A 24807-nucleotide genomic window follows, 5' to 3' on the forward strand; every position below is an offset into this window, starting at 1 on the left:
GCTTGCGATCGCTGTATTGCTGCTCTGACGGCGTGCGTGGTCGTGGCGCTCCCGTGACGAACTTGTCCCATAGTGCTTCCTTCCATTCCTTCGAAAGGATCGCACCATCAAACCATGGGATCAAACAGGTCAACGACCACCTTGTGCTGGTCGACAGCCGCTCCTCCAAGGTTGTTTCGGTTCTTGGGCTGCTCGACACGCTGCTGAGATAACCCCCGGCGCCCGCAAGAGGCGACGGCAGCTGTCCATCCAGGACGCGGAAGGCCTCGCCGCTTGCCGCGTCCTGACATGCGTGTGACGATGCCGGTGACCACAGACATCAGGCGCGCCCGGACCCCGGGTGATGGACCGCCACGTGGCCTCCCCCACCGGACAGGAAAGAGAAGATATGCTGACCCCCCTACGCATCGACCGCCTGGTCCCGGCGCTTGTCGCCCTTGCCCTTCTGTCTGGTCCGGCCATTGCCCAAGGCGGCCCCCCGCCCGGTGGTGCCCCTGCGGGACCCACCGAGGTTGGCGTGATGGAGCTGACGCTGGAGCCTGTCGCGCGCAGCTACACGATCCCGGGCCGCGCCGTTGCGTTTGAGGAAACGCAGGTCCGCCCGAGGGTTGGCGGCGTGGTCACCGAGATCCTGTATGCGCCGGGCCGCCAGGTCGAGGTTGGCACGCCGCTCTTCCGTCTGGACTCTGCCAGCTACGAGGCAGCGCGCTCGTCGGCAGAGGCGATGCTTGCCAAGGCCAAGGCCGTGCTGGACGCGGCTGAAACCACCTTGACCCGGCTGGAGCGGCTGGAGGGCACCGGCGCCACCACCGCCGACGTGGACAGCGCCCGCGCGACCGTCGCCGAAGCGCGCGCCGATGTGCAAAGCGCCGAGGCCGATTTGCAGATTGCAGAGTCCGAGCTGTCCTGGACGGAAATCGCCAGAAAAGCCGCCGCCGATAACCACCACGTCGCAATCGATATCCTGGGTCAGGCGGGGGAAGCTGACGTCATATTTGCGCGTCGCGGTGTAGTAGTTCAGCGCGTCCAGCTTCTGCATACGGATCGGGTTGATCAGGCTCATGGGTCAGACCTCCGTCACGGCGGCGCCAAGCGCATCGTAGAGCGCGGGCCGGCGGGATCTGAGATAGATGGCATAACCTGCCCCGATCAGGCCAAAGGCCAGCACCAGCCAGGGGAAGGTCCAGATCACCGGGCTGTCGCCCGCCAGCAGCGGCAGGTTCAGGATGACCAGCACCAGCCCGGTCGCGAGGCCGAGGATCGACAGGGCCGGGGCGGCCAGCCGCGTCCAGGCGCCGTGGCCGTGGGGGTTGCGGCCGAACCAGGCGATGATGGCAAAGCAGACGAGGATCTGCACAGACAGGATGCCGATCACGGCGATGGCCGAGGTCCAGGAAAAGATCGCCGCATAGGGATCCAGCCCCGAGACCACCGCCGCGATCAGCAGCAGGCCCGCGATGACGCTTTGCGCCCGCCCAGCAACATGCGGAGAGCCGTGGCGGTCATGGACGTTGCCCAGAAAGCGGGGCAGCACGCCCTCGCGGCCAAGGGCAAAGAAATAGCGGTTGACCGTGTTGTGGAAGGCTAGCGCCGAAGCGAACAGGCTGACGATCAGCAAGATCTCGATGGCGGTCACCGACCACGGGCCCAGAACCTCGGCAGCGGCGGTGAAGAAATAGCTCTCCAGCCCCGCCTGCGCTGCGGCCTGCGCATTGGCCGGGCCATAGAACTGGGTGATCGACCAGGTCGAGAAGGCGTAGAAGCCGGCAATCAGCGCCACGGCCGCGAAAGTGGCCCGCGGGATGGTGCGTTCGGGATGGCGGGCCTCTTCGCTGAAGACCACGGTCGCCTCGAATCCCATGAAGGATCCGACGACGAAGACCAGCGCCGCGCCGAGGCCGGGGCTGAAGACCGTTGCCGGGGCGAAGGAAGTGAGGGTGATCCCTTCGGGCCCGCCGCCGCCCATCAGGATGCCGACGCTCAGCGCGAAGAGGATCGCGATCTCGGCCAACATGCACAGGCCCAGAAGACGGCCCGAGAACGAGATGTTGCGGGCGCCGCAGAGCCAGACCAGCGCCATGACGGCCAGCACCGGCGCCCACCATGCGATCTCGATACCGAGGCCCGCCAGAGTGCCCGATAAGAAGATGCCAAACAGCGTGTAGACCGCCAGCTGGATCATCTTGTAGGTCAGAAGTGCGATCGAAGCCGCCGCGACCCCTGCCGGGCGGCCCAGCCCCTTGGCGATATAGGTGTAGAAACCGCCCGCCGGTCCTGCGCTGCGGCTCATGGCGGTGAAGCCCACCGCGAAGATCAGATACATCAGGCCGGCCAGCAGGTAGACGCCCGGCACCCCGGCGCCATTGCCGAAGGCGAAGGCCGCGGGCGAGGCCCCCACGACCGAGGCAAGCGGTGCCGCCGCCGCGACGACGAAGAAGACGATATGCGTGGTGCCGACGGAATTGCGGGCAAGGCCCGCGGGAAGGCTCGCGCCCCCCGAAGCTGTCTGTGACATGGTCGTTTCCCTGTTGGTGCGGGACGATCTGGCGCCGCCCTGTTCATTTCAACTGCAACAAATGCTATGGGATCGGAAGGCCTCACCAAATTGCGGATTGCGCCAATGATTCGATATTTTGCGCCAGAGCCCGAGGGGCCGCGCGGTCTCGCGCCGCTGATCCGCGCCTCGTCGCTCAGCCCGGTCCTGCGAATGCTGGATCGCAGCGCCCTTCCTGCGGCGGCTCTGCTGGCGCGGCACAAGCTGACCCGCGCACAGCTGTCGGACCCCTATTCCCAGATCCCGCTGCATCACTATGTGGCGTTCCTGGAGGAAGCGGCGGTCACGGCCGGCGATCCTGTCTTTGGCGCGCGCGCGGGCACCAGTTTCAGCGCCACCGATCTGGGGCCTGTCGGCCTGCTCTTCGCCAGTTCCGCCACGCTCAAGCGCGGGCTGGCGCGGCTGGCCGAGGTGCTGAACGCCTGGCAGGACGGCACCTCGATCCGGGTCGAGGTGCAGGATGCGCATCTCGTGTGGAGCTACCGGCTGGAGGACCCGACCCTGTGGCCGCGCCGGCAGGACTCGGAATACACGCTCTCCGCCACCATCGCGCTGGCACGGGGGGCGTTTGGCGCGGCGGGGCGCCCGGTGGCGCTGCATCTGGAGCATGACGCGCCGCCCGAAGCTGCAGCCCTTGGCCGCGTCTTAGGCACTGCCCCCAGCTTCGGGCAGATGGCCAACCGTCTGCTGTTCGACCGCGAGGCTGCCGAGCGCGTGCAGCGGGCCGAGGATAGCGGGCTCATGGCGATCCTGTCCCGGCATCTGGCCGATCTGGCCCCGCACCCGGGCGGCTCGGATCTGGCGCAGCAGGTGCGGCGGCTGATCCGTCTCAATCTTGGCCAGCGCCCGGTGACGATCAGCTTGCTCGCTGATGTCCTGCACATGTCGCCACGCAGCCTGCAACGCCATCTGTCGGACCTCGGCCTGTCGTTTCGGGCGCTGGTTCAGGAAGCGCGGCTGGAGTTGGGCAGCGCCCGCCTGCGCGACCGCAACGCGTCGCATAGCGAGATCGCGCGGCAGCTGGGCTACGCCGACAGCACCGCCTTCTGGCGCGCGTTCAAGCGCGGGACCGGAAAGCCGCCCTCGCGGCACCGGGAGGATTGACAGGTCCACCCGGCGCCGATACTGGCCCGCAGCATGAGATCGACAAGCCGCCCCCTGCAAAGCTGCTATTTCCCGCTGCCCTGAGCAGCGGACGGCCTTGCCATGTCACCGCTGCGCCCGCCAGCGGTCGCATATCGGAGACATCCCCGGACCCTGGCGCCTCCTCCTTTCAAGGAAATCGCCATGTCCCGTCATTTGCCCCCCTCTGTGCTCATCATCGGCTTCGGTGCCTTCGGGCGGCTGATGGCCACCCATCTGGCACCCCACCTGACGGTCGCGGTCTGCGATCCGGCGGCGCATCACGGCAGCACCGATCTGCCGGTCGTGCAGATATCCGGCGCTGGCGCCTTCGACATCGTGGTGCTGGCGGTGCCGGTTCCTGCCTTCGTCGGGTGCCTGCGCCAGATCGCGCCGCATCTGCGCCCCGGCCAGATTGTCATCGACACCTGCTCGATCAAGCAGGAACCGGCGCAGCTGATGCAGGAGCTTTTGCCCCCGCAAGTGCAGCTGCTAGGATGCCATCCCCTCTTCGGCCCGCAAAGCGCGCGCACGGGGCTGGCGGGCCAGCGCGTGGTGCTGTGCCCGTTACGCGGCACCGGTTGGCGGCGGATCGCCGCGTTCCTGCGCCATCGTCTGCGGCTGCAGATCGTGCTGTCCTCGCCCGAGGAGCATGACCGCCACGCGGCCCTGACCCAAGGGCTGACGCATCTGCTGGCCCATGCGATGCGCGAGCTTGCCCCGCATCCCAAGATCCGCACCCGCAGCTTTGACCTGATCATGGAGGGGCTGGGCATGGTCGGGCAGGATGCGCCCGAGGTCTTTGACGCGGTGACGCGCGGCAACCCGCATATGCCCGCGTTGCGTCAAAGGCTGGCGCAGCTTCTTGGGGACTGAAATGCCCCCTTGCCGGGTCAGTCGCCGGGCTGGCCCGGTCCCAACTGGCGCAGGGCGCGGGCGAGGGCGGGGCCATCCGCTCCAAGCTCGCTGAGGATCTGCGCCTGAAAGCTGTCGGCAACGCGGCTGAGCCGCTGCATCAAGGCGCGGCCGTCCTCGGTCAGCTGCAGCACGATCAGGCGGCGATCGTCCGGGTCGCCTTCCTTCTGGACCAGCCCGGCAAGCTCCAGCCGCGAGGCCGCGCGGCTGACCACGGATTTGTCCAGATGCACGAGGTTGTGGATATCGCGGACGCTGGCCGCGCCCGAATGGTCCAGATGCGCCAGCACCCGCCACTCCGGGATCGTCAGCCCGGCCTCGGCGGCATAGAGCGCGCTGAACCTTGCGCTGGTGCGGTGCGCCGCGACGGACAGCAGGTAGGGCAGGAAGGTGTCGAGGTGAAATGGCATCGCGGCCTCCTGTGCGCAGGGTTGCGCAAAATCATTGCTGATGCAACGGCCTTGACATCGTTGTGCCAGCAACGATACGGTCATTGCAACTGCAACGAATCTGACGGAGGACTGCCGTGACGACTGATGACCTGCCGCAAGGCATGACCCGCGCCGCCTCGGCCGGCCCGCATATCGGCTACATGCCCGGCTTCGGCAACGACTTTGAGACCGAAGCGCTGCCGGGTGCCCTGCCGCAGGGCCAGAACAGCCCGCAGAAGTGCAACTACGGCCTTTATGCCGAGCAGCTGTCGGGCACGGCCTTCACCGCGCCGCGCGGCCAGAATGAGCGGACATGGTGCTATCGCATCCGCCCCTCGGTCCATCACACCGGCCGCTTCACGCCCATCGACCTGCCGCATTGGAAGACCGCGCCGCATGTGCTGCCGGGCGTGACCAGCCTGGGGCAGTATCGCTGGGACCCGATCCCGGTGCCCGACCAGCCGCTGACCTGGCTGACGGGCATGCGCACGATGACCACGGCGGGGGACGTGAACATCCAGGTCGGCATGGCCACCCATGTCTATCTGGTCACGCAGTCGATGCAGGACGAGTATTTCTTCTCCGCCGACAGCGAGTTGCTGGTCGTCCCGCAAGAGGGGCGCCTGCGCTTTTGCACCGAGCTGGGCGTGATCGACCTCGAGCCGAAAGAGATCGCCATCCTTCCGCGCGGCCTCGTCTACCGTGTAAAGGTGCTGGAGGGTCCGGCCCGGGGCTTTGTCTGCGAGAATTACGGCCAGAAGTTCGACCTTCCCGGCCGCGGCCCCATCGGCGCCAACTGCCTTGCCAACCCGCGCGACTTCAAATGCCCCGTGGCCGCCTTCGAGGACCGCGAGGTGCCAAGCCGGGTGGTGATCAAATGGTGCGGCCAGTTCCATGAAACCCATATCGGCCACAGCCCGTTGGATGTGGTCGCCTGGCACGGCAATTACTGCGCCTACAAATATGACCTGCGCACCTACTCGCCGGTCGGTGCGATCCTGTTCGACCACCCGGACCCGTCGATCTTCACGGTGCTGACCGCGCCCTCGGGGCAGGAGGGCACCGCCAATATCGACTTCGTGCTGTTCCGCGAGCGCTGGATGGTGGCAGAGCACAGCTTCCGGCCGCCGTGGTATCACAAGAACATCATGTCCGAGCTGATGGGCAATATCTACGGCGTCTATGACGCCAAGCCCCAAGGGTTCGCGCCGGGCGGGATCAGCCTGCACAATTGCATGCTGCCCCACGGCCCTGACCGCGACGCCTTCGAAGGTGCCAGCAACGCCGAGCTGGGCCCCGAAAAGCTGGACAACACCATGTCCTTCATGTTCGAGACCCGGTTCCCCCAGCACCTGACCGAATTCGCCGCCCGCGAGGCGCCGATGCAGCAGGAATATATCGAGGTCTGGGACCAGCTGCAGAAGAAGTTCGACGGCACGCCGGGGATGAAATGAGGGGGGCGGGTTCGCCCGCCACCCGATTATCGTTGCAAGCGTAACAATATCTGCTATTCGTTTCACTTGAAACGTTCTGCTGCCCCACTTCCGCACAAGACAAGCGAGACTTCCGATGACGCATCAGATCCCGCGCAGCCAGGTGACTGCCGCGAACGACCCTTCCTGCGATTTTCCCATCCAGAACCTGCCCTATGGCGTGTTTTCGAGTGACGGTGCGGGGCCACGCTGCGGAGTCGCGATCGGGGACAAGGTGCTGGACCTTGCCGCCTGCGAGGCGCTTGGCCTGATCGACGCGGGCGGCACTTTTGCAGCACCGCAGATGAACGACTTCATCGCCCGGGGCCGGGCCGAATGGGACCGCACCCGTGCCCGGCTGACCGAACTGCTGGCCGCGGACGGGCCGCGCGACCTTCCCCTGCTGGCGATGGCGGAGGTGACTTTGCATCTGCCGATCCGGGTCACCGAGTTCACCGATTTCTATGCCTCCAAGAACCATGCTTTCAACGTAGGTGTGCTGTTCCGCGGGCCGGAGAACGCGCTGCCCGCGCAATGGACGCATATGCCCATCGGCTATAACGGGCGGGCGTCGTCGGTTGTCGTCTCGGGCACCGACATCCGGCGCCCGATGGGGCAGGTCAAGGGCGAGGCCGGTCCCGAATGGACCGCCTGCCGCCGTCTGGATCTGGAGCTGGAGCTGGGCGCCATCGTCGGGGCGGACAGCACCATGGGCCAGCGTATCGGGGTCGATCAGGCCGAAGACATGATCTTTGGCTATGTGCTGCTGAACGACTGGTCGGCGCGCGATATTCAAGCGTGGGAGTATCAGCCGCTCGGGCCGTTCCAGGCCAAGGCGCTTGGCACCACGATCAGCCCCTGGATCGTGACGCAGGCGGCGCTGGAGCCGTTCCGAAGCGCAGGCGCCCCCCGCGACAACGATCTGCTGCCCTATCTGCGTGAGGATCGCCCCGGGTTCTACGACCTGACCCTGGGGTGGACGATGAACGACCAGCAGATGGCCCGCACGAACTACACCGTCATGTATTGGTCCAGCGCCCAGCAACTGGCCCACCATGCCGTCTCTGGCTGCCCGATGCGGGTGGGCGATCTGCTGGGGACGGGCACGATTTCCGGCCCCGCGGCAGATCAGACTGGTGCCCTCCTGGAGATGACGCAGGGCGGCAAGGTGCCGGTCACCGTGAACGGCGCCCCGCGCACCTTCATCGAGGACGGGGATGAGGTCGGGCTGTTCGGCTTTGCCCAGGGCGAGGGGTTCCGCGTGGGCTTCGGTCCCTGCACGGGCCGCATCCTGCCTGCCCAGCCATGACGGTATGGCCATGACGGTGCGGCTGCATGATTACTGGCGGTCCTCCGCCTCGTGGCGGGTGCGGATCGCTTTGGCGCTGAAGGGCATCGCCTATGACCGGGTGCCAGTCGATCTGGTGGCGGGCGATCAGCGGGGGGCGGGACATCTGGCGCTCAACCCGCAGGGGCTGGTGCCGGTGTTGGAGATCGACGGGCTGCGCCTGACCCAGTCGCTGGCGATCCTTGACTATCTCGACGACACGCGCCCGCTGCCGCCGCTGCTGCCAGAGGGCGCCGTTGCGCGGGCGCAGGCCCGTGCCGTGGCGCTGGCCATCGCCTGCGAGATCCATCCGGTGTCGAACCTGGCGGTTCTTGCCCGGGTCGAGGCGCTGGCCGGCCCCGAGGCGCGCGCCGCCTGGAACCGCGACAACATCGCCAGTGGCCTCACCACGGTCGAGGCGATGCTGGCGGCCACCCCCGGCCCCTTCTGCCACGGGGGCGCGCCCAGCATGGCCGACTGCGCGCTGATCCCGCAGCTTTACAACGCCGCGCGGTGGGGGGTAGCGACCGCTGACCTGCCGCGCATCACCGCCATCGCCGAAGCCTGTGCCAACCACCCCGCCTTCGCGGCGGCACATGCGGACAATTTCAATCCCTCGCGGGAGGCGAGGGTCATGGAGGACCAAAGATGAAGACCCTGACACTTTCGCTGGCCACCCTGCTGCTGGGCGCAGCGCCTGCATTGGCCGAAGAACTGATCCTGTCGTCCTGGCTGCCGCCGCGCCATCCCATAGTGGTGAACGCCATCGAGCCCTGGGCCGAAGAGGTGGCCGAGGTCACCGAAGGCCGCGTCACCGTGCGGATCATGGCGCGCCCGCTGGGAACGCCGCCCGCGCATTTCGACATGGCCCGCGACGGCGTGGCCGACATCACCTATGGCCTGCACTCCTTCACCGAGGATGACCGCTTCGAGCGCGCGAAACTGGGGCAGTTCAGCTTCCTCGGCGATGACGCCGTGACCAACTCGCAAGCCTACTGGGACATCTATACCGGCCAGCTGGACGCCTCCGCCGAACATGCGGGCACCCGTCTGCTGGGCCTGTTCATGCACGGCCCCGGGCTCTTGCACAACAACCAGCGCAAGATCGAGACGCCTGCCGACATGGCCGGCATGAAGATCCGCGTGCCGGGCGGCTATGCCGGGGACCTGGTCGCGGCCCTTGGCGCGGCGCCCTTGTTCATGTCCTCGCCCGAGGTCTATGAGCGGCTCTCGCGCGGCGTGATCGACGGCGTGGCCTTCACCTATGAGGCGATGACCGCCTTCAACCTGACCGACCACATCAAGTATTCGATGACGGTTCCGGGCGGGATCTACAACACCACCTGGTTCCTGGTGATGAACGAGGGCAAGTGGGAGGGCCTGTCCGAGGCCGACCGTGCCGCCATCGACGCCATCTCGGGCCCGGCTTTTGCCGAGCGGGTGGGCAAGGCCTGGAACGACGCCGACATTGCCGCCAAGGAAGAGGTCGGCGACAAGGTCGAGTTCCACGAGGCCAGCCCCGAGGTCGTGACCGCCCTGCGCGAGGCCGCATCCGCGCTGGAAGCGCAATGGGCCGAGGGTCTGGGCGAGTATGACGGCCTCGCCGCACTGGCCGAGTTCCGCAAGCGCACCGGGGTCGGCATCGAATGACGCACCCCGACGCCCCACCCCCGGACATGATCCCCGGGCGCACCCCGCATGTTCAGGCCACATGGTATCGCCTTCTGGCGGCGATGGCGGCCCTGCTGATCCTGTCACTGATTGCGGTGACCTGCATCGACGTGGTGGGCCGCTACCTGATGAACCGCCCCTTCGGGGGCGCGTTCGAGCTGACGCAGATGCTGTTGGCGGCGCTGGTCTTCGTGGCGCTGCCGCTGACCACGGCGGATGGCGGCCATGTCGAGGTCGACCTGGCGCTGCACCTGCTGCCGCCCGCGGCGCAGGCGGCCTTGGGCTGGTTTGCCGGGCTGGTCTCGGCAGTGGTGCTGGGGGTGTTTGCCTGGCGGCTGGTGCTGATCGGCGCGGCGCAGCTGCATGAAGGCACGCGCAGCGCGTCCCTCGCGCTGCCGATGGCACCGCTGGCCTTCCTGGCGGCCGCAAGCTGTGCCGTCTCTGCCATCGCCGTGCTGATGCGGAGGGGCCGCACATGACCCTGTCCTTGATCGCCATCGCCGTCCTGCTGCTTTTGATGCTGGCCCGCGTGCCCATCGCCTTTGCCATGGCGCTGGTGGGGGGCGTCGGCTTCGCCATCATGCGCGGATGGGGCCCTGCCGGTTCGATGGTCGGCAATGCGGTGTTCGAGACCGGGCTGAACTATTCGCTGTCGGTGGTGCCGCTGTTCATCTTCATGGGCAATGTGCTGGCCGGATCGGGCATCGCGCAAGGGCTGTTCGCCGCCGCCAACCGGGTGTTCGGCAAGATGCGGGGCGGGCTGGCCATGGCCAGCGTGCTGTCTTGCGGCGGGTTCTCGGCCGTCAGCGGCTCGTCCCTCGCCACCGCGGCGACCATGGCCAAGGTCGCCATGCCCTCGATGCGGGCCTTCGGCTATGCCGACAGCCTGGCGGCGGGGTCGATCGCGGCGGGCGGCACGCTTGGCATCCTGATCCCGCCTTCGGTCGTGCTGATCATCTTCGGCCTGCTGACCGAGGCCGATATCGGCAAGCTGTTCCTGGCCGGCATCTTGCCGGGGATGCTGGGGATCGTCGGCTATCTGGTGGCGGTGCTGGTTGCCGTCCGCCTGAATCCCGGCCTTGCGCCGCAAGGCGTTGCCGCCGCGCCGCTGACCCGGAGCGATGCCGTCAGCGTGGCGGCGGTGCTGGCGCTGTTTGCCTTCATCATGATCGGCATCTATGGCGGCTTCTTCACCCCCATCGAGGCTGCCGGTATGGGCGCCGCCTTCGCCCTGCTGATCGCCGCCGCAACCGGCGGCCTCTCGCGGCTCAAACTGTGGAGGGCGTTTCTGGACAGTGCCACGGCCTCGGCAATGATCTTCGTCATCATCATCGGGGCCGAGATCTTCGGCAATTTCATCACCTTCGCCGGCCTGCCCGACACGCTGGCCTCTGTCATCGGAGACATGGGCCTGTCGCCCTGGCTGGTGCTGATCCTGATCGTGCTGGTCTACATGGTTCTGGGCTGCTTCCTCGAAAGCCTGTCGATGATCTTGCTGACGGTGCCGGTCTTCTACCCGCTGGTGATGAACCTCGACTTCGGGCTGGTCAGCCTGCAGGACCCCGAGGCGGTGCTGATCTGGTTCGCCATCATCGTGGTGGTGGTGACCGAGATCAGCCTGATCACGCCGCCGGTGGGCATGAACGTCTTCGTGCTGCGCACGGTTCTGCCCGACGTGCCGCTGGGGACGATCTTTCGCGGCGTCGTGCCGTTCTGGATCGCCGATATCGTCCGGCTGGCGATCATCATCGCGCTGCCGGTCCTGTCCCTGTATCTGGTCGGATGACCAAAGGGCGGGGGCCCCCTGCGGCCTCCGCCCTGTTCCCCTCGCGCCTTTCGCGCGATAACACCCATCAGGCCGCCCGCCCCCCGCCCGCCCGCCGAAGGTGCGAACATGCATATCGAGACGTTTTTCCCCTATCAGCTTGCCATCACCGCCGCGGCCTTCTCGCGGCAGCTCGTCAAGGTCTATGGCCGCGATCACGGCCTCTCGCGTGAGGAGTGGCGGCTGCTGTTCCTGCTGGCGGATGCGGGCGGGCTCGACTCGCTGCAGATCGCGCAGCGCACCTCGCTGGACAAGGTGCAGGTCAGCCGCGCCGCAACCCGGCTGGAGGAGAAGGGCCTGATCACGCGCGAGGTGTCGGGAAGCGACCGGCGGCTGCGCAACTATGCTGTGACGCCCGAAGGCCGCAGCCTGTTCGCGCTGGCCTTTGCCGGGGTCGAGAAGCGGGCGGCCGAAATTCTGGGGGCGCTGTCGCCCGAGGATCACGCCGCGCTGCTGCAAGGCATAGCCGCACTTGGCCGGGCCATCGAAGAGACGGCCAAGACCCCGGATCCGGCGTCCTGACTAGCCCATCACCGCCGCCAGCAGATCGGCCGAACGAGACACGCCCAGCTTCAGATAGGCGCGCTGGCGATAGGTCAGCACCGAGGATTGCGCGATCTGCAGATCCTCGGCAATCGTCCGCGCCGGGTGGCCGGCCATGGAGCGGGCGCAGACGGCGCGTTCGCGCGGGGTCAGCACCGGATGCGCATCAGCCAGCCGCCGCTCGATCCGCGGGACGATATCAGCATCGGACGGCGCCGCCGTGATTTGCCGCAGCCCGGTGATCGCCAGCTGCGCCAGCCCGCCCAGTTGGGCCATGTCGACATGCTCGCCCGACCGGCGGTGGTAGAAGGTGACCATCAGGCAGTCCTCCCGGAACCGCCAGCCAAAGCAGATCTTCTCGGCAAAGCGCGGCTTCTCGAAACACAGCTTGCGATAGGGCGACAGCACGATGGCATCCGCCGGGATGCGGCAGGCAAAGCCGCTGCCCGGATGCGCCGCGCGCCGGGCGTCCTGCGCCGGGTCGCTCCGGTGAAAGCGGCTGGAGTAGGCATGGGCGCGGTCCGATGCATCGTCAAGATCGCTGCCCGAGGCCAGAGTCTGCGGCACATCCCCCACGACGCGGCAGGCGAACAACTCATCCACGCCCGCGACCGATTGCGCCAGATCCAGCAGGCGCTCGGCAAACAGCCCGCCGTCGCGCGCCTCCAGCAGCGCCCCGGCACGGTCTGGGTCGATCAGGCCGGACAGCATCACGATTCCTCCCTCTGTCCCCTGATCTGATGACATACAGGAGCAGATCGTTGCAATAGAAATGATTTCGACCTGATGTTCACCGGGAGAGAGATCATGGCGAAACCCTTCGCATCCGCAGCCGATACCGACATCAAGACCGACACCTTGGAAACCCTGGGCGAGGGCGTCTATGCGCTGACCGCCGAGGGCGATCCCAATGTCGGCGCCGTCGAGGGCGAGGATTTCGTCGTCGCCATCGAAAGCCGCGCCACCCCCGCCGCCTCGCGCGAGTGGCTGAAGATCCTGCGCGAGCAGACCGACAAGCCGGTGCGCTATCTGGTGCTGACCCATTACCACGCCGTCCGTGTGCTGGGGGCCAGCGCCTTTGACGCCGTCGATATCCTGATGTCTGAGGCCAGCCGCGATCTGGTGGCAGAGCGGGGCGAGCAGGACTGGAAGAGCGAGTTCGGCCGGATGCCGCGCCTGGCCAAGAACGCCGAAGAGGTGCCCGGCCTGACCTGGCCGACCATCACCTTCAAGGACAGCTACGACATTGATCTCGGCGGTGATCGCGGCCGGCTTGAGCTGCGCTTTGTGGGCCGCGGCCATACCGGCGGCGATGTCGCCGTCTGGCACGACAAGACGCGCACGCTGTTCGCCGGCGATCTGGTCGAGTCCAAGGCCGCGCTTTATACTGGCGACGCCTATCACTTCGACTGGGCGGGAAAGACGCTCGACAACGTCAAGGCCTACCGCGCCGACAATCTGGTCGGCGGGCGCGGCGCCGTCTCGCGCGGCGTGGCCGAGACGGATGCCGCTGTCGAACAGACCCGCAAGTTCCTGAACGGCATGATCGAGAATGTCGGCCGCGTCCACAAGGCGGGCGGCACTCTGCGCGCGGCCTTCGAGGCGACACGCGATGCGCTGGCCCCCGAGTTCGGCGCCTGGCCGATCTTCGAGCATTGCCTGCCCTTCGACGTGCAGCGCCTGTGGGATGAATTTGACGGCATCGAGCATCCCCGCATCTGGACGGCCGAGCGGGACCGCGAGGTCTGGGCCAAGCTGCAGGACTGATCGGGGAAAAGGGGAGGAGATCATGGCAAATATCGCGGGCATTCCCGTCTACAAGGAGATCGGGGCCACGCCAGCGCCCGTGACGGCGCAGGACCGGGCGCCGGTGGTGGTGATCGGCGCAGGACCGGTGGGCCTTGCCATGGCGCTGGATCTGGGGCGGCGCGGACATGCTGTCACCGTGCTGAACCGGCTGGATTTCGTCGCGCATTGCTCCAAGGCGATCTGCTTTTCCAAGCGCTCGCTGGACATTCTGGACCGGCTGGGCGTGCGCGACCCCGCGGTCGGGAAGGGCGTGACCTGGAACCTCGGCAAGGTGTTCTGGGGGGCGGAGCCGGAGCCCGTCTACCAGTTCGACATGCTGCCGGTGAAGGGCCAGAAGAATCCCGGCTTCATCAACATCCAGCAATATTACATCGAGGATTACCTGCTGGAGGGATGCCGCGCCCATCCCAATGTCGACATCCGCTGGGGCCACCGCCTGACCTCGCTCACGCCGCTGCAGGGCGGGGTGGAGGTTGAGGTGCAGACGGATGCGGGCAGCTACACCCTGCACGCCGACTGGCTGATCGCCTGCGACGGGGCGCGGTCCACCGTGCGCGACCAGATGGGGCTGGATTTTGAGGGGCGGGTATTCGAGGACAACTTCCTCATCGCCGATATCCGCATGACGCATGAGATGCCGTCCGAGCGCTGGTTCTGGTTCGACCCGCCCTTCAACCCCGGCCGCTCGGCGCTGATGCACAAACAACCCGACAACGTCTGGCGGCTGGATTTCCAGTTGGGCTGGAATGTCGACCGCGAGGCCGCGGTGCGCCCTGAAAACGTCGATCCCTTCATCCGCGCCATGCTGGGCGAGGATGTCCGATACGAACGCGAATGGTATTCCGTCTACACCTTCCAGTGCCGCCGCATGGCGCGGTTCGTGCATGGGCGCGTGGTCTTTGCCGGCGATGCCGCGCATCTGGTCTCGCCCTTCGGGGCGCGCGGCTGCAATGGCGGCTTCGCCGATATCGACAATCTGGGATGGAAGCTGGACCTTGTCCTGACCGGGCAGGCGGATGCCGCGCTGATCGAGACCTATAATGACGAGGCAATTGTCACGGCGGATGAGAACATCCTGAACTCGACCCGCTCCACCGATTTCCTGACGCCCAAGTCGACAGCCAGTCAGGCCCTGCGCGACGCGGTGCTGGAACTGGCGCGCGACCACGCCTTTGCCCGGCCATTCGTGAACTCGGGCCGGCTGTCCACGCCGGTCAGCTATCCCGTCAGCAGCCTCTCCACGCCGGATCAAGCTTCGTGGTCGGGCGGGGTGCCACCCGGCAGCCCGATGCTGGACGCCCCGTATCAGGCTGGTTGGCTGCTTGAAACTCTGGGCGATGACTTCGCGCTGCTGACCCATGCTTGGGACGGCGATCCCCCCGCCGGGTTGCGTGTGCTGCAGCTGGACGAGGCAGCGGCCTCGCGGCTGGCGATGCCGCCAGGATCGGCTTGTCTGGTGCGCCCCGATCAATATGTGGCCGCGCGCTGGCATCAGCCGACGACTGCTGCCGTGCAATCCGCCCTGTCACGCGCGAAGGGGGCCGCGCCATGCCTGCACTGAACCTGACGCTGAACCTCAGCCAGCATGACGATCTTTATGATCAGTTGGTCCGGATGCACGAGGGACTCAGCGATGCCGAAAGCCTGCGCCTGTGGTCGCGGCTGGCGCTGATCCTGATCAATCATATCGGCGACCGGCAGGTGACCGAGGAGGCAATCGCCGCTGCACGGCCGCTCTGAATCAAACGTCTGGGAGGACAAGATGACCATTTCGACGACCGGGAGACCCGCAGGCTTCGCCGTCCACAACCCCGCTACCGGAGCCGTAATCGGGGAAGCCCCCAACATGACCGCTGCCGATCTGGACCGCGCGGTGGCACGGGCCCGCGCAGCGCAGCCTGGCTGGGCGGCGGCCTCCGATGACCAGCGCGCCGAGGTATGCCGCGCTCTCGCGGCGCTGCTGACCGATCACTCCGAAGAATTGGCGCGCCTTCTGACGCAAGAGCAGGGCAAGCCGCTGAACGGCCTCGGCTCGCGGTGGGAAATCGGCGGGGCCGCCGCATGGGCGGGCTATACCGCCGGGCTCTCCTTGCCCCCAAAGGTCTTGCAGGATGATGCGGCCGGCCGTGTCGAGTTGCACCGCAAGCCCGTGGGCGTCGTCGGGTCGATCACGCCGTGGAATTTCCCGGTGCTGATTGCCATCTGGCACATCGTCCCCGCGCTCCGCGTCGGCAATACGGTCGTCATGAAACCCTCGCCGCTGACACCGCTGGCGGCCTTGCGATTTGTGGAGCTGGCTTCGGCGGTTCTCCCTGCGGGCGTGCTGACCATCGTCACCGGCGATGACCGCGCCGTCAATCTGGGGGCCGAGATGTCCAGCCATCCCGGCATCGACAAGATCGTCTTCACCGGGTCCATCGCCACGGGCCGGCAGGTCATGCGTTCGGCCGCAGGAACGCTCAAGCGGCTGACGCTCGAACTGGGGGGCAATGACGCAGGCATCGTGCTGCCCGACGCCGATCCGGGCCTGATCGCCGAGGGCCTGTTCTGGGGCGCGTTCATCAACAACGGCCAGACCTGTGCCGCGCTCAAGCGGCTCTATGTCCATGACGACATCCACGATCAGGTGTGCGAGGCGCTGGTCGAATATACCCGCAACATCCCGGTGGGTGACGGAATGGACGAGGCGTCGATCCTGGGCCCGCTCCAGAACCGGATGCAGTTCGATGTCGTGTCCGGCCTTGTGGCCAGCGCGGCGAACCGCGGGCAGGTTCTGTTGGGCGGCAAGCCAGGCGAGGGGCTGTTCTTCCCGCCGACCCTCATCGCAGGTCTTGCCAACGGCGATCCGCTTGTCGATCGCGAGCAATTTGGTCCCGCTCTGCCTATCATCCGCTACACCGACATCGCGGGTGCGGTGGCTGCTGCGAACGACAACCCCAACGGCCTCGGGGGGTCGGTCTGGAGCTCTGACCCCGATGCGGCACGGGCGCTGGCCCTGCAGCTCGAATGCGGGTCGGTCTGGATCAACAAGCACGGCGCGGTTCAGCCCAATGCACCCTTCGGCGGGGTCAAATCATCGGGCATGGGCGTCCAATTCGCCGAGGAGGGCCTGGCCGAGAACACGGTAGCACAGGTCGTCTTCGGTTGAGAGCCGCCCCTGCGGCGGCGTTAGGGACGCCGCCGCGAGGCATGGCCGGGTCGTGTTGTCCCCGCGCCGGAGGCTCACGCGCGGGACCGGAACGATCCTGCCGTCGCGCGCGCGGGATGATAGACATGTGGGGCCGGCCCGCTTCGCCGGATGTCCATGATGCGCGATAGGGTGGTCGGCAGCGCGTCACAGATCGGCACGGCGCGATACGCCCGCAGTGCGCTGCGATGAACGACACCGCCACTTCGCCTTAGTTCATGGTCTTTCTCGTGGTGCTTCATCCTGCTCAGGAGTTGGAGCCTCCGGTAAACCCGGCGCGGTTCAGGCCCGCGTTGTGGCGGCGTCCGTTCTTGCAGAAGTATATCGTCGCATCGGCACTTGCGCGAGTGCTGCATCAGGTGTCTGCTGCGCCTGCATTTGTCTGCTCGGCCGGGGCAGGCGCCACGCCACATGCGAATGATCTGTCTCCGAGGATTGTTTGCAGGCGCTGCGCCGCAGCGCTGACAGTCAGCTCTGCCTCCCACAGCGGCCAAGCGACTCCTTGCCGGAGCGAGTTTCTCGGGTATCGCCAAACTGGCCTAAAGATTCACGCAGCAAGCGGAGGGAGCCGCTCCGCGGAGTGCAAGTTGCAGTATTTCTGTGATCGCCCTCCCGCAACCATCGAATCCGACCCAGCCCTCGCCATCCGCGGGGGCTTTGTCGTATCCGGGCCCCCAAGCGCCAGGATCCCGGCAAGTTTTCCAGCCAGTTCAATATGATGGCCGCCAGGCGCATCCGGATCCGGGTTCATCCGGATCTCCGAAACCAGCCCGCGCAGCGTCTCTGCCGCCTCGACCGTTACCGCCGGGTCCGACAGAGCCGCCGCCAGATCCGCGATCTTCTGCTGGTAGAGACCGGTGAGGCTCGGGTGCAGCCGCAGGGCAGGGGGCTCGGGGCTTGCGGCCAGGCTGGCCGTCAGTTGGGCCTTCGTTGCCTCCAGTTCCGCCATCTTCGCCTTCATCGACGCGTGATAGAAACCGTCCTCGATTGCGGCCAGGATGGCCGCGATCTTCTTCTCCAACTGCGCCAGCTCGCGCTCCTGCTTCTCGCGGCCGGCGCTGATCCCGGCCTGGGCCGCGTTCCAGGCCTTGCGGTATTCCTCGATGAGTTCCAGGAGCAGAAGCTTCTGCTTCAGCCCGCCGAGGACCCGGTCTTCTACCTCTTCGCGCTGGATGCTGGCGCGATTGCCGCACACTGCTTCACCTTTGTTCCGGACCGACGCGCAGCCGTAGCGCGTCTTGTTGACCAACGTGTAGCTCCCGCCACAGCAGCCGCAGACCAGCAACCGAATAATGAGACATCGCCACTCAAAGGCCTGCTGTGTGGCGCAGAACCGTCGGGCCGACGTGCCGGCCAGATAGTCGGCACCCAGTGCGATCTCTTGCGTCGGGGTGTCGGCTCGGCAAGACCCGCTGCCGTGAACTGCGGGGCGTCCTCCGCCGTCGATACCAGTAAGTGCAAGGCCGTGCCGGGTGTCATGCCGGTCAGCATACATCCGGCAGACCATGGCTGCCGCCACGGCGACCGGCATCTCCCCGGGACAGAGATGTTCGAATTCACGGAGAACGAGAAGATCGAGCTGCCGCACCTTCAACGGACCATGAGCCTAATCTCCCCGCAGCGACGAGGTCAGCCTCCGAGGGGCCGCGCCACGGCTGCTGCGCACGGCAGCTTCGGCAACTCGGCCGGCAGCCGGACCTCCCGCGGCCGAGGAAGGTCACAGAAGTCGCGCTTCCCAGTCGCCGCTGGCGACCGCCTGCGCGATCAGGCCCAGGATCAGTGCGCGGGTGGTTTCCAGTGCGATGGTCGGCGGCCGGTCCGCGATCTCGCACAGGAACAGCGTCCGGGTCAGCACCGGGTCGATGATCGGGCGCCAGTGCAGCGCGCCTGACTCGATCTGTTCGCGCATGAACAGCTTGGTGCCGATGGCGCAGCCGAGGCCCGCTACCAGCGACCCGGCAATGGCCTGGACCGAGTTCATCTGCAACCGGGCCCGTGCCTCCAGCTTGCGCAGCAGCTGCACATCCTCCAGCAGCGCCCGCGCCGACACGCCTTGCCGCAGCAGGATGATCGGCAGCGTCAGCAGTTCATCCACGGTGATCGGCGCATCGGTGTCGCCGATCATGTCGCGCCGCCCGACCAGCACCATCGTCTCTTCCAGCAGCGGCGTGGCGCGCAGCGTGGCTGTGGGCGGCGGGTTGTAGACCAGCGCCAGATCCACATCCGCGGATTTGAGGTGCAGCAGCGTGGTCCCCGACAGGCTTTCCGACAGGATCAGCGTCAGGTCCGGATATTCGGCCAGAACCCGTCGCGCCAGATCGACTCCGATTGCCTTCACCGCGGAATAGGCCAGGCCTACCGTTACTTCGCCCGACACGGTGTCGCGGATCGAGGACAGGTCGCGCGCCGCCGCGTCCATCGCCCGCAAGATCGCCCGCGCGTGGGTGTTGAGCCGCTCGCCCGCCGCGGTGGGATGCAGGCCGCGCGGCTTGCGCTCGAACAGGGCCGAGCCCAGTTCCGCCTCGAGGTTCGCAAGGTGATAGCTCAGCGCCGAAACGGCCACCCGCTCGCTTTCCGCCGCGCCGGTCAGGCTGCGCCGGTCGTAGATCGCCGCGAAGTAGCGCAGCTGGCGCGAGTCCATGCGTTCTAATTCCTAGAAAGAAACCTTCCAAACAATATGATTTTCCAGAAGCCCCGGCAAGCCTAGGGTGGCGCAAATGGAGGATGGAATGGATGATGCGTTTGCCCCCCTCGCGGGGGTTCGGGTCGTCGAGATGAGCCACATGATCATGGGACCGTCCTGCGGGATGTTCCTTGGCTTTCTCGGCGCCGAGGTCATCAAGGTAGAGCCACCGGAGGGCGACAAGACCCGCGCGCTGACCGGGATGGGGCGGCCGTTCTTTCCGCTGTTCAACCGCGGCAAGAAATCGGTGCAGCTGGACCTGAAGTCGGATGCCGGGCGCGCCGCGCTGGACCGGCTGCTGGCCACGGCCGACATCTTCGTCGAGAATTTCCGCGATGCCGCGCTTGGCCGGATGGGCGCCGATCCGCAGGATCTGCGCGCACGCTTTCCGCGGCTGATCCTGGCCAGCCACAAGGGCTTCCTGTCCGGCCCCTATGAAAACCGCACCGCGCTGGACGAGGTGGTGCAGATGATGACCGGCCTTGCCTACATGACCGGCCCCACCGGGCGGCCGCTGCGGGTGGGCTCGTCGGCCAATGACATCATGGGCGGGCTGTTCGGCGCGCTGTCGGTGGTGGCGGCCCTGCGCGAGCGGGATGCGACCGGGCAAGGCCGGTCGATCCGCATCGGGCTGTTCGAGAATTGCCTGCTGCTGGTCGCGCAGCACATGGTGCAGTTCGAGCTGGAGGGGCGCAGCCCGCCGCCGATGCCGGAACGCGATTTCAGCTGGCCGGTCTACGACATCTTCGACACGGCCGATGGCGAGCAGGTCTTTGTCGGTGCGGTGTCGGAAAGCCAGTGGGTCACACTCTGCACCTATCTGGGACTGACCGGCCTGCTGGCCGACCCTGGCCTGCAGATCCGCATGGACCAGATCAACGCCCGCGCCCGCACCATCCCGGTCTTTGCAGCCGCTATCCGCCTGCGGGGCCGCGAGGCGCTGGTGGCGGATCTGGAGCGGATCGGCCTGCCGTTCTCGCCGATTTCGAAACCCGCGGACATGTATGACGATCCGCATGTGATGCGCCCCGGTGGGCTTGCCACATCGACCCTGTGGACGGGCGAGACCTTTCGTGCCCCCGCCTTGCCGTTCGAGGTGGACGGCACCATGCTGACCGGCGGCGGCGATGTCGATGACGTCGGCGCCCATTCTGCGGAGGTTCTCGCCGAGTTGGGCATGACCGGGGATGAGATTGCCGTCGCGATGGGGAAGGCCGCATGACCCAACCCTATCCCAATGACCGGGTGACGCTGCGCGAGGTCGGGTTGCGCGACGGGCTGCAACTGGTCAAGGCCTTCCCCTCGACCGCGGCCAAGCGCGACTGGCTGGCCCGCGAACATGCCGCCGGGGTCCGGCATTTCGAGCTTGGGTCATTCCTTCCCGCCGCCCGCTTCCCGCAATTTTCCGACCTGCCCGAGCTGATCGGCGCTGCCCGCGAGTTGCCGAGCCTGCACGCTGCCGCCCTCACGCTCAACGAAAAGGGGATGGAGGCGGCCTTTGCCAGCGCGATAGACGAGGTGGTCTGCGTGGTCTCGGCCACCGAAGAGCACAGCCTCGCCAATATCCGCCGCAGCCGCGCCGAGTCCGTCGCGCTGGTCGCCCGAGCCGCGGGGCTCCGCGATGCGCAGGCGCCGGGCACGCTGGTGAATGCGGGGATTGCGATGGCCCTGGGCTGCTCGATCACTGGCGCCGTGGACCCGGCAGAGGTGCTGCGGCTGGCCGAGGCTTGCCTGGCCGCCGGCGCCGATATCGTCGGCATCGCCGACACCGTAGGCTATGCCGGCCCGCGCGAGGTGGCGGCGCTGTGCGACGGTATGGTGCGGCTGTGCGGCGACCGGCCGTTCATCGTGCACCTGCATGACACCCGCGGCACGGGCATTGCCAACGCTGCCGCGGCGCTGGACCACGGCGCACGGGTGCTGGACGGCGCGCTGGCCGGGCTGGGGGGATGCCCCTTCGCGCCGGGCGCCACCGGCAACGTGGTGTTCGAGGATCTGGCCTATCTGTGTGAGCGCATGGGATTTGCCACCGGGATCGACCCTGCGGCCCTGACCGGGATCCGCGAGATCCTGACGACCGAAATGCCGGACGAGGCGCTGTATGGCGCCCTGGCCCGGACCGGCCCCCCTGCCAATCTGGCATGGCGGGCATAACTGCTATCTCTGGGAGGAGAGACCAATGAAACCGAGCATCATCGCCGCAATTCTTGTCACCGCCGCCAGCGCCGGCGCTGCGCAGGCGCAGACCGTCATGCGCTGCAGCCACCAGCTGCCGCCGGCGCACCATATCGCGCTGGTGGTCGACAAATGGGCGGCCGAGGTCGAGGCGCAGTCGGAGGGTAGCATCGACGTGCAGGTGTTCGGCGCCGACAGCCTGGTCAAGGCCAATGACAACATCCTCGCCGTTGCCAAGGGCGAGATCGAATGCGCCTTCTCGCTGAACTTCCAGTGGGGCAAGACGCTGCCGATCATGAACGTGACCGTCGGCCCCTACACCATGTCCTCGATCGACGCCTGGAAGAAATGGCCGACCTCCGAGGCGGCTGGCTATCTGGAGGCCAAGCTGCTCGAAAAGGGCGTCAAGAACGTCGCCTGGATGTTCCAGACCAACGTGTCGGTCTTCACCTCGAACGGCAAGTTCATGCAGACCCCCGATGACTTCAAGGGCGTGAAGATGCGCGGCCTTGGCCCGGCCTTCGACCGCGGGCTGGAAGCGATGGGCGCGACGACCGTGTCGCTGCCGGGCTCCGAGGTCTATCAGGCGCTGGCCACCGGCGTGATCGACGCTGCCGTGACCGATGTCGCCGCCGCATGGTCGCGCAAGTATTACGAGGTGCAGGACCATTTCGTCGTGGTGCCGGTGCTTGCAGCCTATCTGCACGGCTATGTCACGCCCGGTTTCTATGACGGCCTGACCGATGCCGAAAAGCAGGCGCTGCAGGTCGCGGGGGAAATGGCGGCAGGCTGGGCAATCGACGCCTCGGTCGAAGCCTCGGCCTCGGCGCCCGATCAGCTGCGCTCCACCGGCGCGCAGGTGCATGTGGCCACGGATGCCGAGAACGAGGCGTTCAAGGCGGTCATGCAGCCGGCCTTCGCCGCCGGGTTCGAGGCTGAAAGCGGTGCCGACGGCAAGGAACTGCTGGACCTGATCGCCAAGATCCAGTGACCGATGGCACATGACGCAAACGAGACGGCGGCACCGAAAGGTGTCGTCGGCAGACTGGCAAAGGTCATCGGCGTCCTGTCGGGCGCCGTGGCCGCGCTTGCCATTCTGGCGGTGCTGGTGCTGACGGCGGTCAATGTCGCCGGGCGATACCTGTTCAGCGCGCCGCTCCGCGGCACCGAGGAAGCCACCGGCTTCCTCGTGGTGGTGATGGTGATGTTCGGCGCGGCCGAGGCCTACCGCCGCGGCGATCACATCCGCATCGACATCCTGACCGAACGGCTGGGACCGCGCGGCGCCCGCTGGATCGACCTGCTGTCGCATGTCGCGGTCGGCATCTTTGCCGCAAACCTGCTGCGCACCGGGCTGCACACGGTCGAGTTCTCGCGGATGTTCGGGGCCTATTCCCCCGGTTATCTGCAAATCCCGATGTGGCTTCCGCAATCGGCGCTGGTGGTGGGCGGCGCGCTGCTGCTGGCGATGGCGGCGCTGCGGCTGATCGACTGCATCTTGTCCTTTACCCGGAAGGAGCGGCACTTATGACCGCCTTGCTGATCTTTGGCGCGCTGATCGCGCTGCTGCTGACCGGGATGCCGATCTTCGCCGCGCTCGGGCTCGCCTCCCTCGGCGTGCTGTGGGTGATGGAGGGCAGGATCGACGCGATGGCGGATACGGTGTTTGCCAGCCTCAACACCCCCTTGCTGGCGGCGATCCCGATGTTCGCCTTCATGGCGCATGTGATGATCCGCACCCGTGTGGTTGATGACTTGTTCGACATGGCCAACAAGCTGGTCGGCCACGTCAAGGGCGGGCTCGGCTTTGCCACCATCCTGTCCTGCACCGTCTTTGCCTCGATCTCGGGCTCGTCGGTCGCCACCGCACTGACCATCGGGTCCACCGCCATCCCGCAGATGCAGAAATACGGCTACCGGCCGCGCGATACCTACGGGATCATCGCGGCGGGTGGCACGCTTGGCATCCTGATCCCGCCCTCGGGGCCGATGATCCTTTACGCCATCGTGTCGGATGCCTCGATCGGGGCGCTGTTCCTCGCCGGGCTGATCCCCGGGCTGATTGTCGCCGCCATCTTCGCGGTGTTCAGCTGGGTGCAGGCCAATGCACATGGCGAGACGCAAAAGCAGGACTGGGTCGGCGCGCCAGAGGTGCTGCGGGCGCTGCGCCGCTCGATCTGGGCGGTGCTGATGCCGCCGGTGATCATGGGCGGCATCTACCTTGGCGTCTTCACCGCGACCGAGGCGGCGGGCATCGGCGCGCTCTATGCCCTGCTGGTCGCCGTCTTCGTCTACCGCAACCTGTCGCTGCGCGATCTGTGGGAGTGCCTGTGGGAAACCATGCGCACCACGGCGATGTTGTTCATGATCATCGCCGCCGCCGCGATCTTTGGCCATGCCATTACCCTGATCCGGCTGCCCGCGCAGATCGTCGAGGCGGTGACGGCGCTGGGGCTGGGGCAGACCGCGTTCCTGCTGCTGGTGATGGCGGCGATCTTCGTGATGGGGATGTTCCTTGAAACCATCGCCATCATCTTGATCACCACCCCGATCATCCTGCCCTCGCTGCTGGTGCTGGACATCAACCCGGTCTGGTATGGCATCATGCTGATGATCAACCTGGAACTGGCGCTGATCACGCCGCCGGTCGGGATGAACCTGTTCGTCATCAAGGGTATCACCGGCGCGCCGCTGGCCGATGTCATCCGCGGTTCGATGCCCTATGTCGTGCTGCTGATGCTCAGCCTCGCGCTGATCTGGCTGTTCCCGGCGCTGTCGCTGTGGTTGCCCACGGTGGCGGGGTTCGGGCGGTTCTGACCGAATCCCGCCCGCACAAGGCCCTCGCAAGCTGCCGCACTGGTGGGGGCTTGCGGGCTGGGGGCTCCTGCGCACCATACATCCCCTCACGGTCCAGGCACCTCCCCCTCCCGGACCCATTGGATAGCGTTCAGGAGCCTCTTCACCTCGGCGCCCGTCAGCAGAGTTTCGCCGTTGGGGCCGGCAGTCAGCCCGCGATCCGAGAGCAGACTCTGGTGCCCGAACATGTGGATGATGCGCAGAGCCGCGGCGAGGTTGAGGCGATCAAGTCGCCGG

Annotated in this window: 23 protein-coding genes and 2 pseudogenes; 20 read left to right on the top strand and 5 right to left on the bottom strand. The window is 66.8% G+C overall.

All coding sequences use genetic code 11. The annotated features are described in order from the left end of the window. Positions 1-212: pseudogene (locus GVY41_RS20155) on the top strand (hypothetical protein); the annotation flags it as partial. Between the two features lie 308 nt (positions 213-520). Beyond that, a pseudogene (locus GVY41_RS20650) lies at positions 521-859 on the top strand (efflux RND transporter periplasmic adaptor subunit); the annotation flags it as partial. 207 nt (positions 860-1066) lie between these two features. On the opposite strand, the gene GVY41_RS00010 reads toward GVY41_RS20650, so the two are convergent. Beyond that, entirely contained in the window at positions 1067-2515 is a 1449-nt protein-coding gene (locus tag GVY41_RS00010) for an APC family permease (RefSeq protein WP_161342156.1), read from the bottom strand. Between the two features lie 105 nt (positions 2516-2620). Between GVY41_RS00010 and GVY41_RS00015 the strand changes: the two genes are divergently transcribed. Together GVY41_RS00015 and GVY41_RS00020 are read left to right on the top strand one after the other, a co-directional pair. After that, positions 2621-3658: an AraC family transcriptional regulator gene (locus tag GVY41_RS00015; RefSeq protein WP_161342158.1), complete on the top strand. Its 1038-nt coding sequence runs from the start codon at positions 2621-2623 to the stop codon at positions 3656-3658. 183 nt (positions 3659-3841) lie between these two features. Beyond that, positions 3842-4552, top strand: coding sequence for a prephenate dehydrogenase (locus GVY41_RS00020; RefSeq protein WP_202456053.1), 711 nt, complete (start codon positions 3842-3844; stop codon positions 4550-4552). 17 nt (positions 4553-4569) lie between these two features. Here GVY41_RS00020 and GVY41_RS00025 read toward each other — a convergent pair whose 3' ends face one another. Further along, positions 4570-5001, bottom strand: a complete 432-nt coding sequence (locus tag GVY41_RS00025; protein ID WP_161342162.1) for a MarR family winged helix-turn-helix transcriptional regulator — start codon at positions 4999-5001, stop codon at positions 4570-4572. A 143-nt stretch (positions 5002-5144) separates the two neighbouring features. Between GVY41_RS00025 and hmgA the strand changes: the two genes are divergently transcribed. The 7 genes from hmgA to GVY41_RS00060 all read left to right on the top strand — a co-directional run bounded on the left by hmgA (position 5145) and on the right by GVY41_RS00060 (position 11839). Beyond that, on the top strand, positions 5145-6476 hold the full coding sequence (gene hmgA, locus GVY41_RS00030) for a homogentisate 1,2-dioxygenase (protein ID WP_170301079.1): 1332 nt from the start codon (positions 5145-5147) through the stop codon (positions 6474-6476). Positions 6477-6591: 115 nt separating this feature from the next. Beyond that, complete coding sequence (fahA, locus tag GVY41_RS00035) at positions 6592-7803, top strand: fumarylacetoacetase (RefSeq protein ID WP_161342166.1); 1212 nt, start codon at positions 6592-6594, stop codon at positions 7801-7803. A gap of 10 nt (positions 7804-7813) precedes the next feature. Continuing rightward, entirely contained in the window at positions 7814-8473 is a 660-nt protein-coding gene (gene maiA, locus GVY41_RS00040; protein WP_161342167.1) for a maleylacetoacetate isomerase, read from the top strand. Further along, positions 8470-9471: a TRAP transporter substrate-binding protein gene (locus tag GVY41_RS00045; RefSeq protein WP_161342170.1), complete on the top strand. Its 1002-nt coding sequence runs from the start codon at positions 8470-8472 to the stop codon at positions 9469-9471. Before maiA ends, GVY41_RS00045 begins: the two co-directional genes overlap by 4 nt. After that, positions 9468-9971: a TRAP transporter small permease gene (locus tag GVY41_RS00050; protein ID WP_161342172.1), complete on the top strand. Its 504-nt coding sequence runs from the start codon at positions 9468-9470 to the stop codon at positions 9969-9971. The genes GVY41_RS00045 and GVY41_RS00050 overlap by 4 nt, the downstream gene beginning before the upstream one ends. Beyond that, positions 9968-11278, top strand: a complete 1311-nt coding sequence (locus GVY41_RS00055) for a TRAP transporter large permease (RefSeq protein ID WP_161342174.1) — start codon at positions 9968-9970, stop codon at positions 11276-11278. The genes GVY41_RS00050 and GVY41_RS00055 overlap by 4 nt, the downstream gene beginning before the upstream one ends. 108 nt (positions 11279-11386) lie before the next feature. Beyond that, positions 11387-11839, top strand: coding sequence for a MarR family winged helix-turn-helix transcriptional regulator (locus GVY41_RS00060; protein ID WP_161342176.1), 453 nt, complete (start codon positions 11387-11389; stop codon positions 11837-11839). On the opposite strand, the gene GVY41_RS00065 is transcribed toward GVY41_RS00060, so the two are convergent. After that, entirely contained in the window at positions 11840-12571 is a 732-nt protein-coding gene (locus GVY41_RS00065; RefSeq protein ID WP_229725905.1) for a helix-turn-helix domain-containing protein, read from the bottom strand. A 96-nt stretch (positions 12572-12667) separates the two neighbouring features. On the opposite strand from GVY41_RS00065, the gene GVY41_RS00070 reads away from it, so the two are divergent. From GVY41_RS00070 to GVY41_RS00085, 4 genes are read left to right on the top strand one after another with little or no spacing between them, the layout of a single operon-like run. Continuing rightward, the gene (locus GVY41_RS00070; protein ID WP_188816004.1) at positions 12668-13627 is read left to right on the top strand and encodes an MBL fold metallo-hydrolase; all 960 of its coding nucleotides are present in this window, start codon (positions 12668-12670) and stop codon (positions 13625-13627) included. 22 nt (positions 13628-13649) lie between these two features. Continuing rightward, positions 13650-15230 (top strand): FAD-dependent oxidoreductase, encoded by a 1581-nt coding sequence (locus tag GVY41_RS00075; protein ID WP_161342180.1) that lies wholly within the window; start codon positions 13650-13652, stop codon positions 15228-15230. Beyond that, a complete protein-coding gene (locus GVY41_RS00080) occupies positions 15218-15409 on the top strand; it encodes a DUF2783 domain-containing protein (protein ID WP_161342182.1) in 192 nt (63 codons plus the stop codon). Before GVY41_RS00075 ends, GVY41_RS00080 begins: the two co-directional genes overlap by 13 nt. Before the next feature lie 22 nt (positions 15410-15431). Beyond that, positions 15432-16817: an aldehyde dehydrogenase family protein gene (locus tag GVY41_RS00085; RefSeq protein ID WP_161342184.1), complete on the top strand. Its 1386-nt coding sequence runs from the start codon at positions 15432-15434 to the stop codon at positions 16815-16817. A 586-nt stretch (positions 16818-17403) separates the two neighbouring features. Here GVY41_RS00085 and GVY41_RS00090 read toward each other — a convergent pair. After that, on the bottom strand, positions 17404-18444 hold the full coding sequence (locus tag GVY41_RS00090) for a recombinase zinc beta ribbon domain-containing protein (RefSeq protein WP_229725904.1): 1041 nt from the start codon (positions 18442-18444) through the stop codon (positions 17404-17406). Between the two features lie 129 nt (positions 18445-18573). Beyond that, positions 18574-19497, bottom strand: a complete 924-nt coding sequence (locus GVY41_RS00095) for a LysR family transcriptional regulator (protein ID WP_161342188.1) — start codon at positions 19495-19497, stop codon at positions 18574-18576. Between the two features lie 88 nt (positions 19498-19585). On the opposite strand from GVY41_RS00095, the gene GVY41_RS00100 reads away from it, so the two are divergent. The 5 genes from GVY41_RS00100 to GVY41_RS00120 are packed head-to-tail and all read left to right on the top strand — an operon-like array spanning position 19586 to position 24531. Then, the gene (locus tag GVY41_RS00100; RefSeq protein WP_161342190.1) at positions 19586-20761 is read left to right on the top strand and encodes a CaiB/BaiF CoA transferase family protein; all 1176 of its coding nucleotides are present in this window, start codon (positions 19586-19588) and stop codon (positions 20759-20761) included. Then, a complete protein-coding gene (locus tag GVY41_RS00105; RefSeq protein ID WP_161342193.1) occupies positions 20758-21693 on the top strand; it encodes a hydroxymethylglutaryl-CoA lyase in 936 nt (311 codons plus the stop codon). Before GVY41_RS00100 ends, GVY41_RS00105 begins: the two co-directional genes overlap by 4 nt. Positions 21694-21718: 25 nt before the next feature. Continuing rightward, entirely contained in the window at positions 21719-22705 is a 987-nt protein-coding gene (dctP, locus tag GVY41_RS00110) for a TRAP transporter substrate-binding protein DctP (RefSeq protein WP_161342195.1), read from the top strand. Between the two features lie 3 nt (positions 22706-22708). Further along, positions 22709-23245 (top strand): TRAP transporter small permease, encoded by a 537-nt coding sequence (locus tag GVY41_RS00115; RefSeq protein WP_161342197.1) that lies wholly within the window; start codon positions 22709-22711, stop codon positions 23243-23245. Further along, on the top strand, positions 23242-24531 hold the full coding sequence (locus GVY41_RS00120; protein WP_161342198.1) for a TRAP transporter large permease: 1290 nt from the start codon (positions 23242-23244) through the stop codon (positions 24529-24531). Before GVY41_RS00115 ends, GVY41_RS00120 begins: the two co-directional genes overlap by 4 nt. Positions 24532-24807 lie beyond the last annotated feature (276 nt).

This window comes from Frigidibacter albus (assembly GCF_009908165.1).
In the GTDB taxonomy this organism is placed as follows: Bacteria; Pseudomonadota; Alphaproteobacteria; order Rhodobacterales; family Rhodobacteraceae; genus Frigidibacter; species Frigidibacter albus.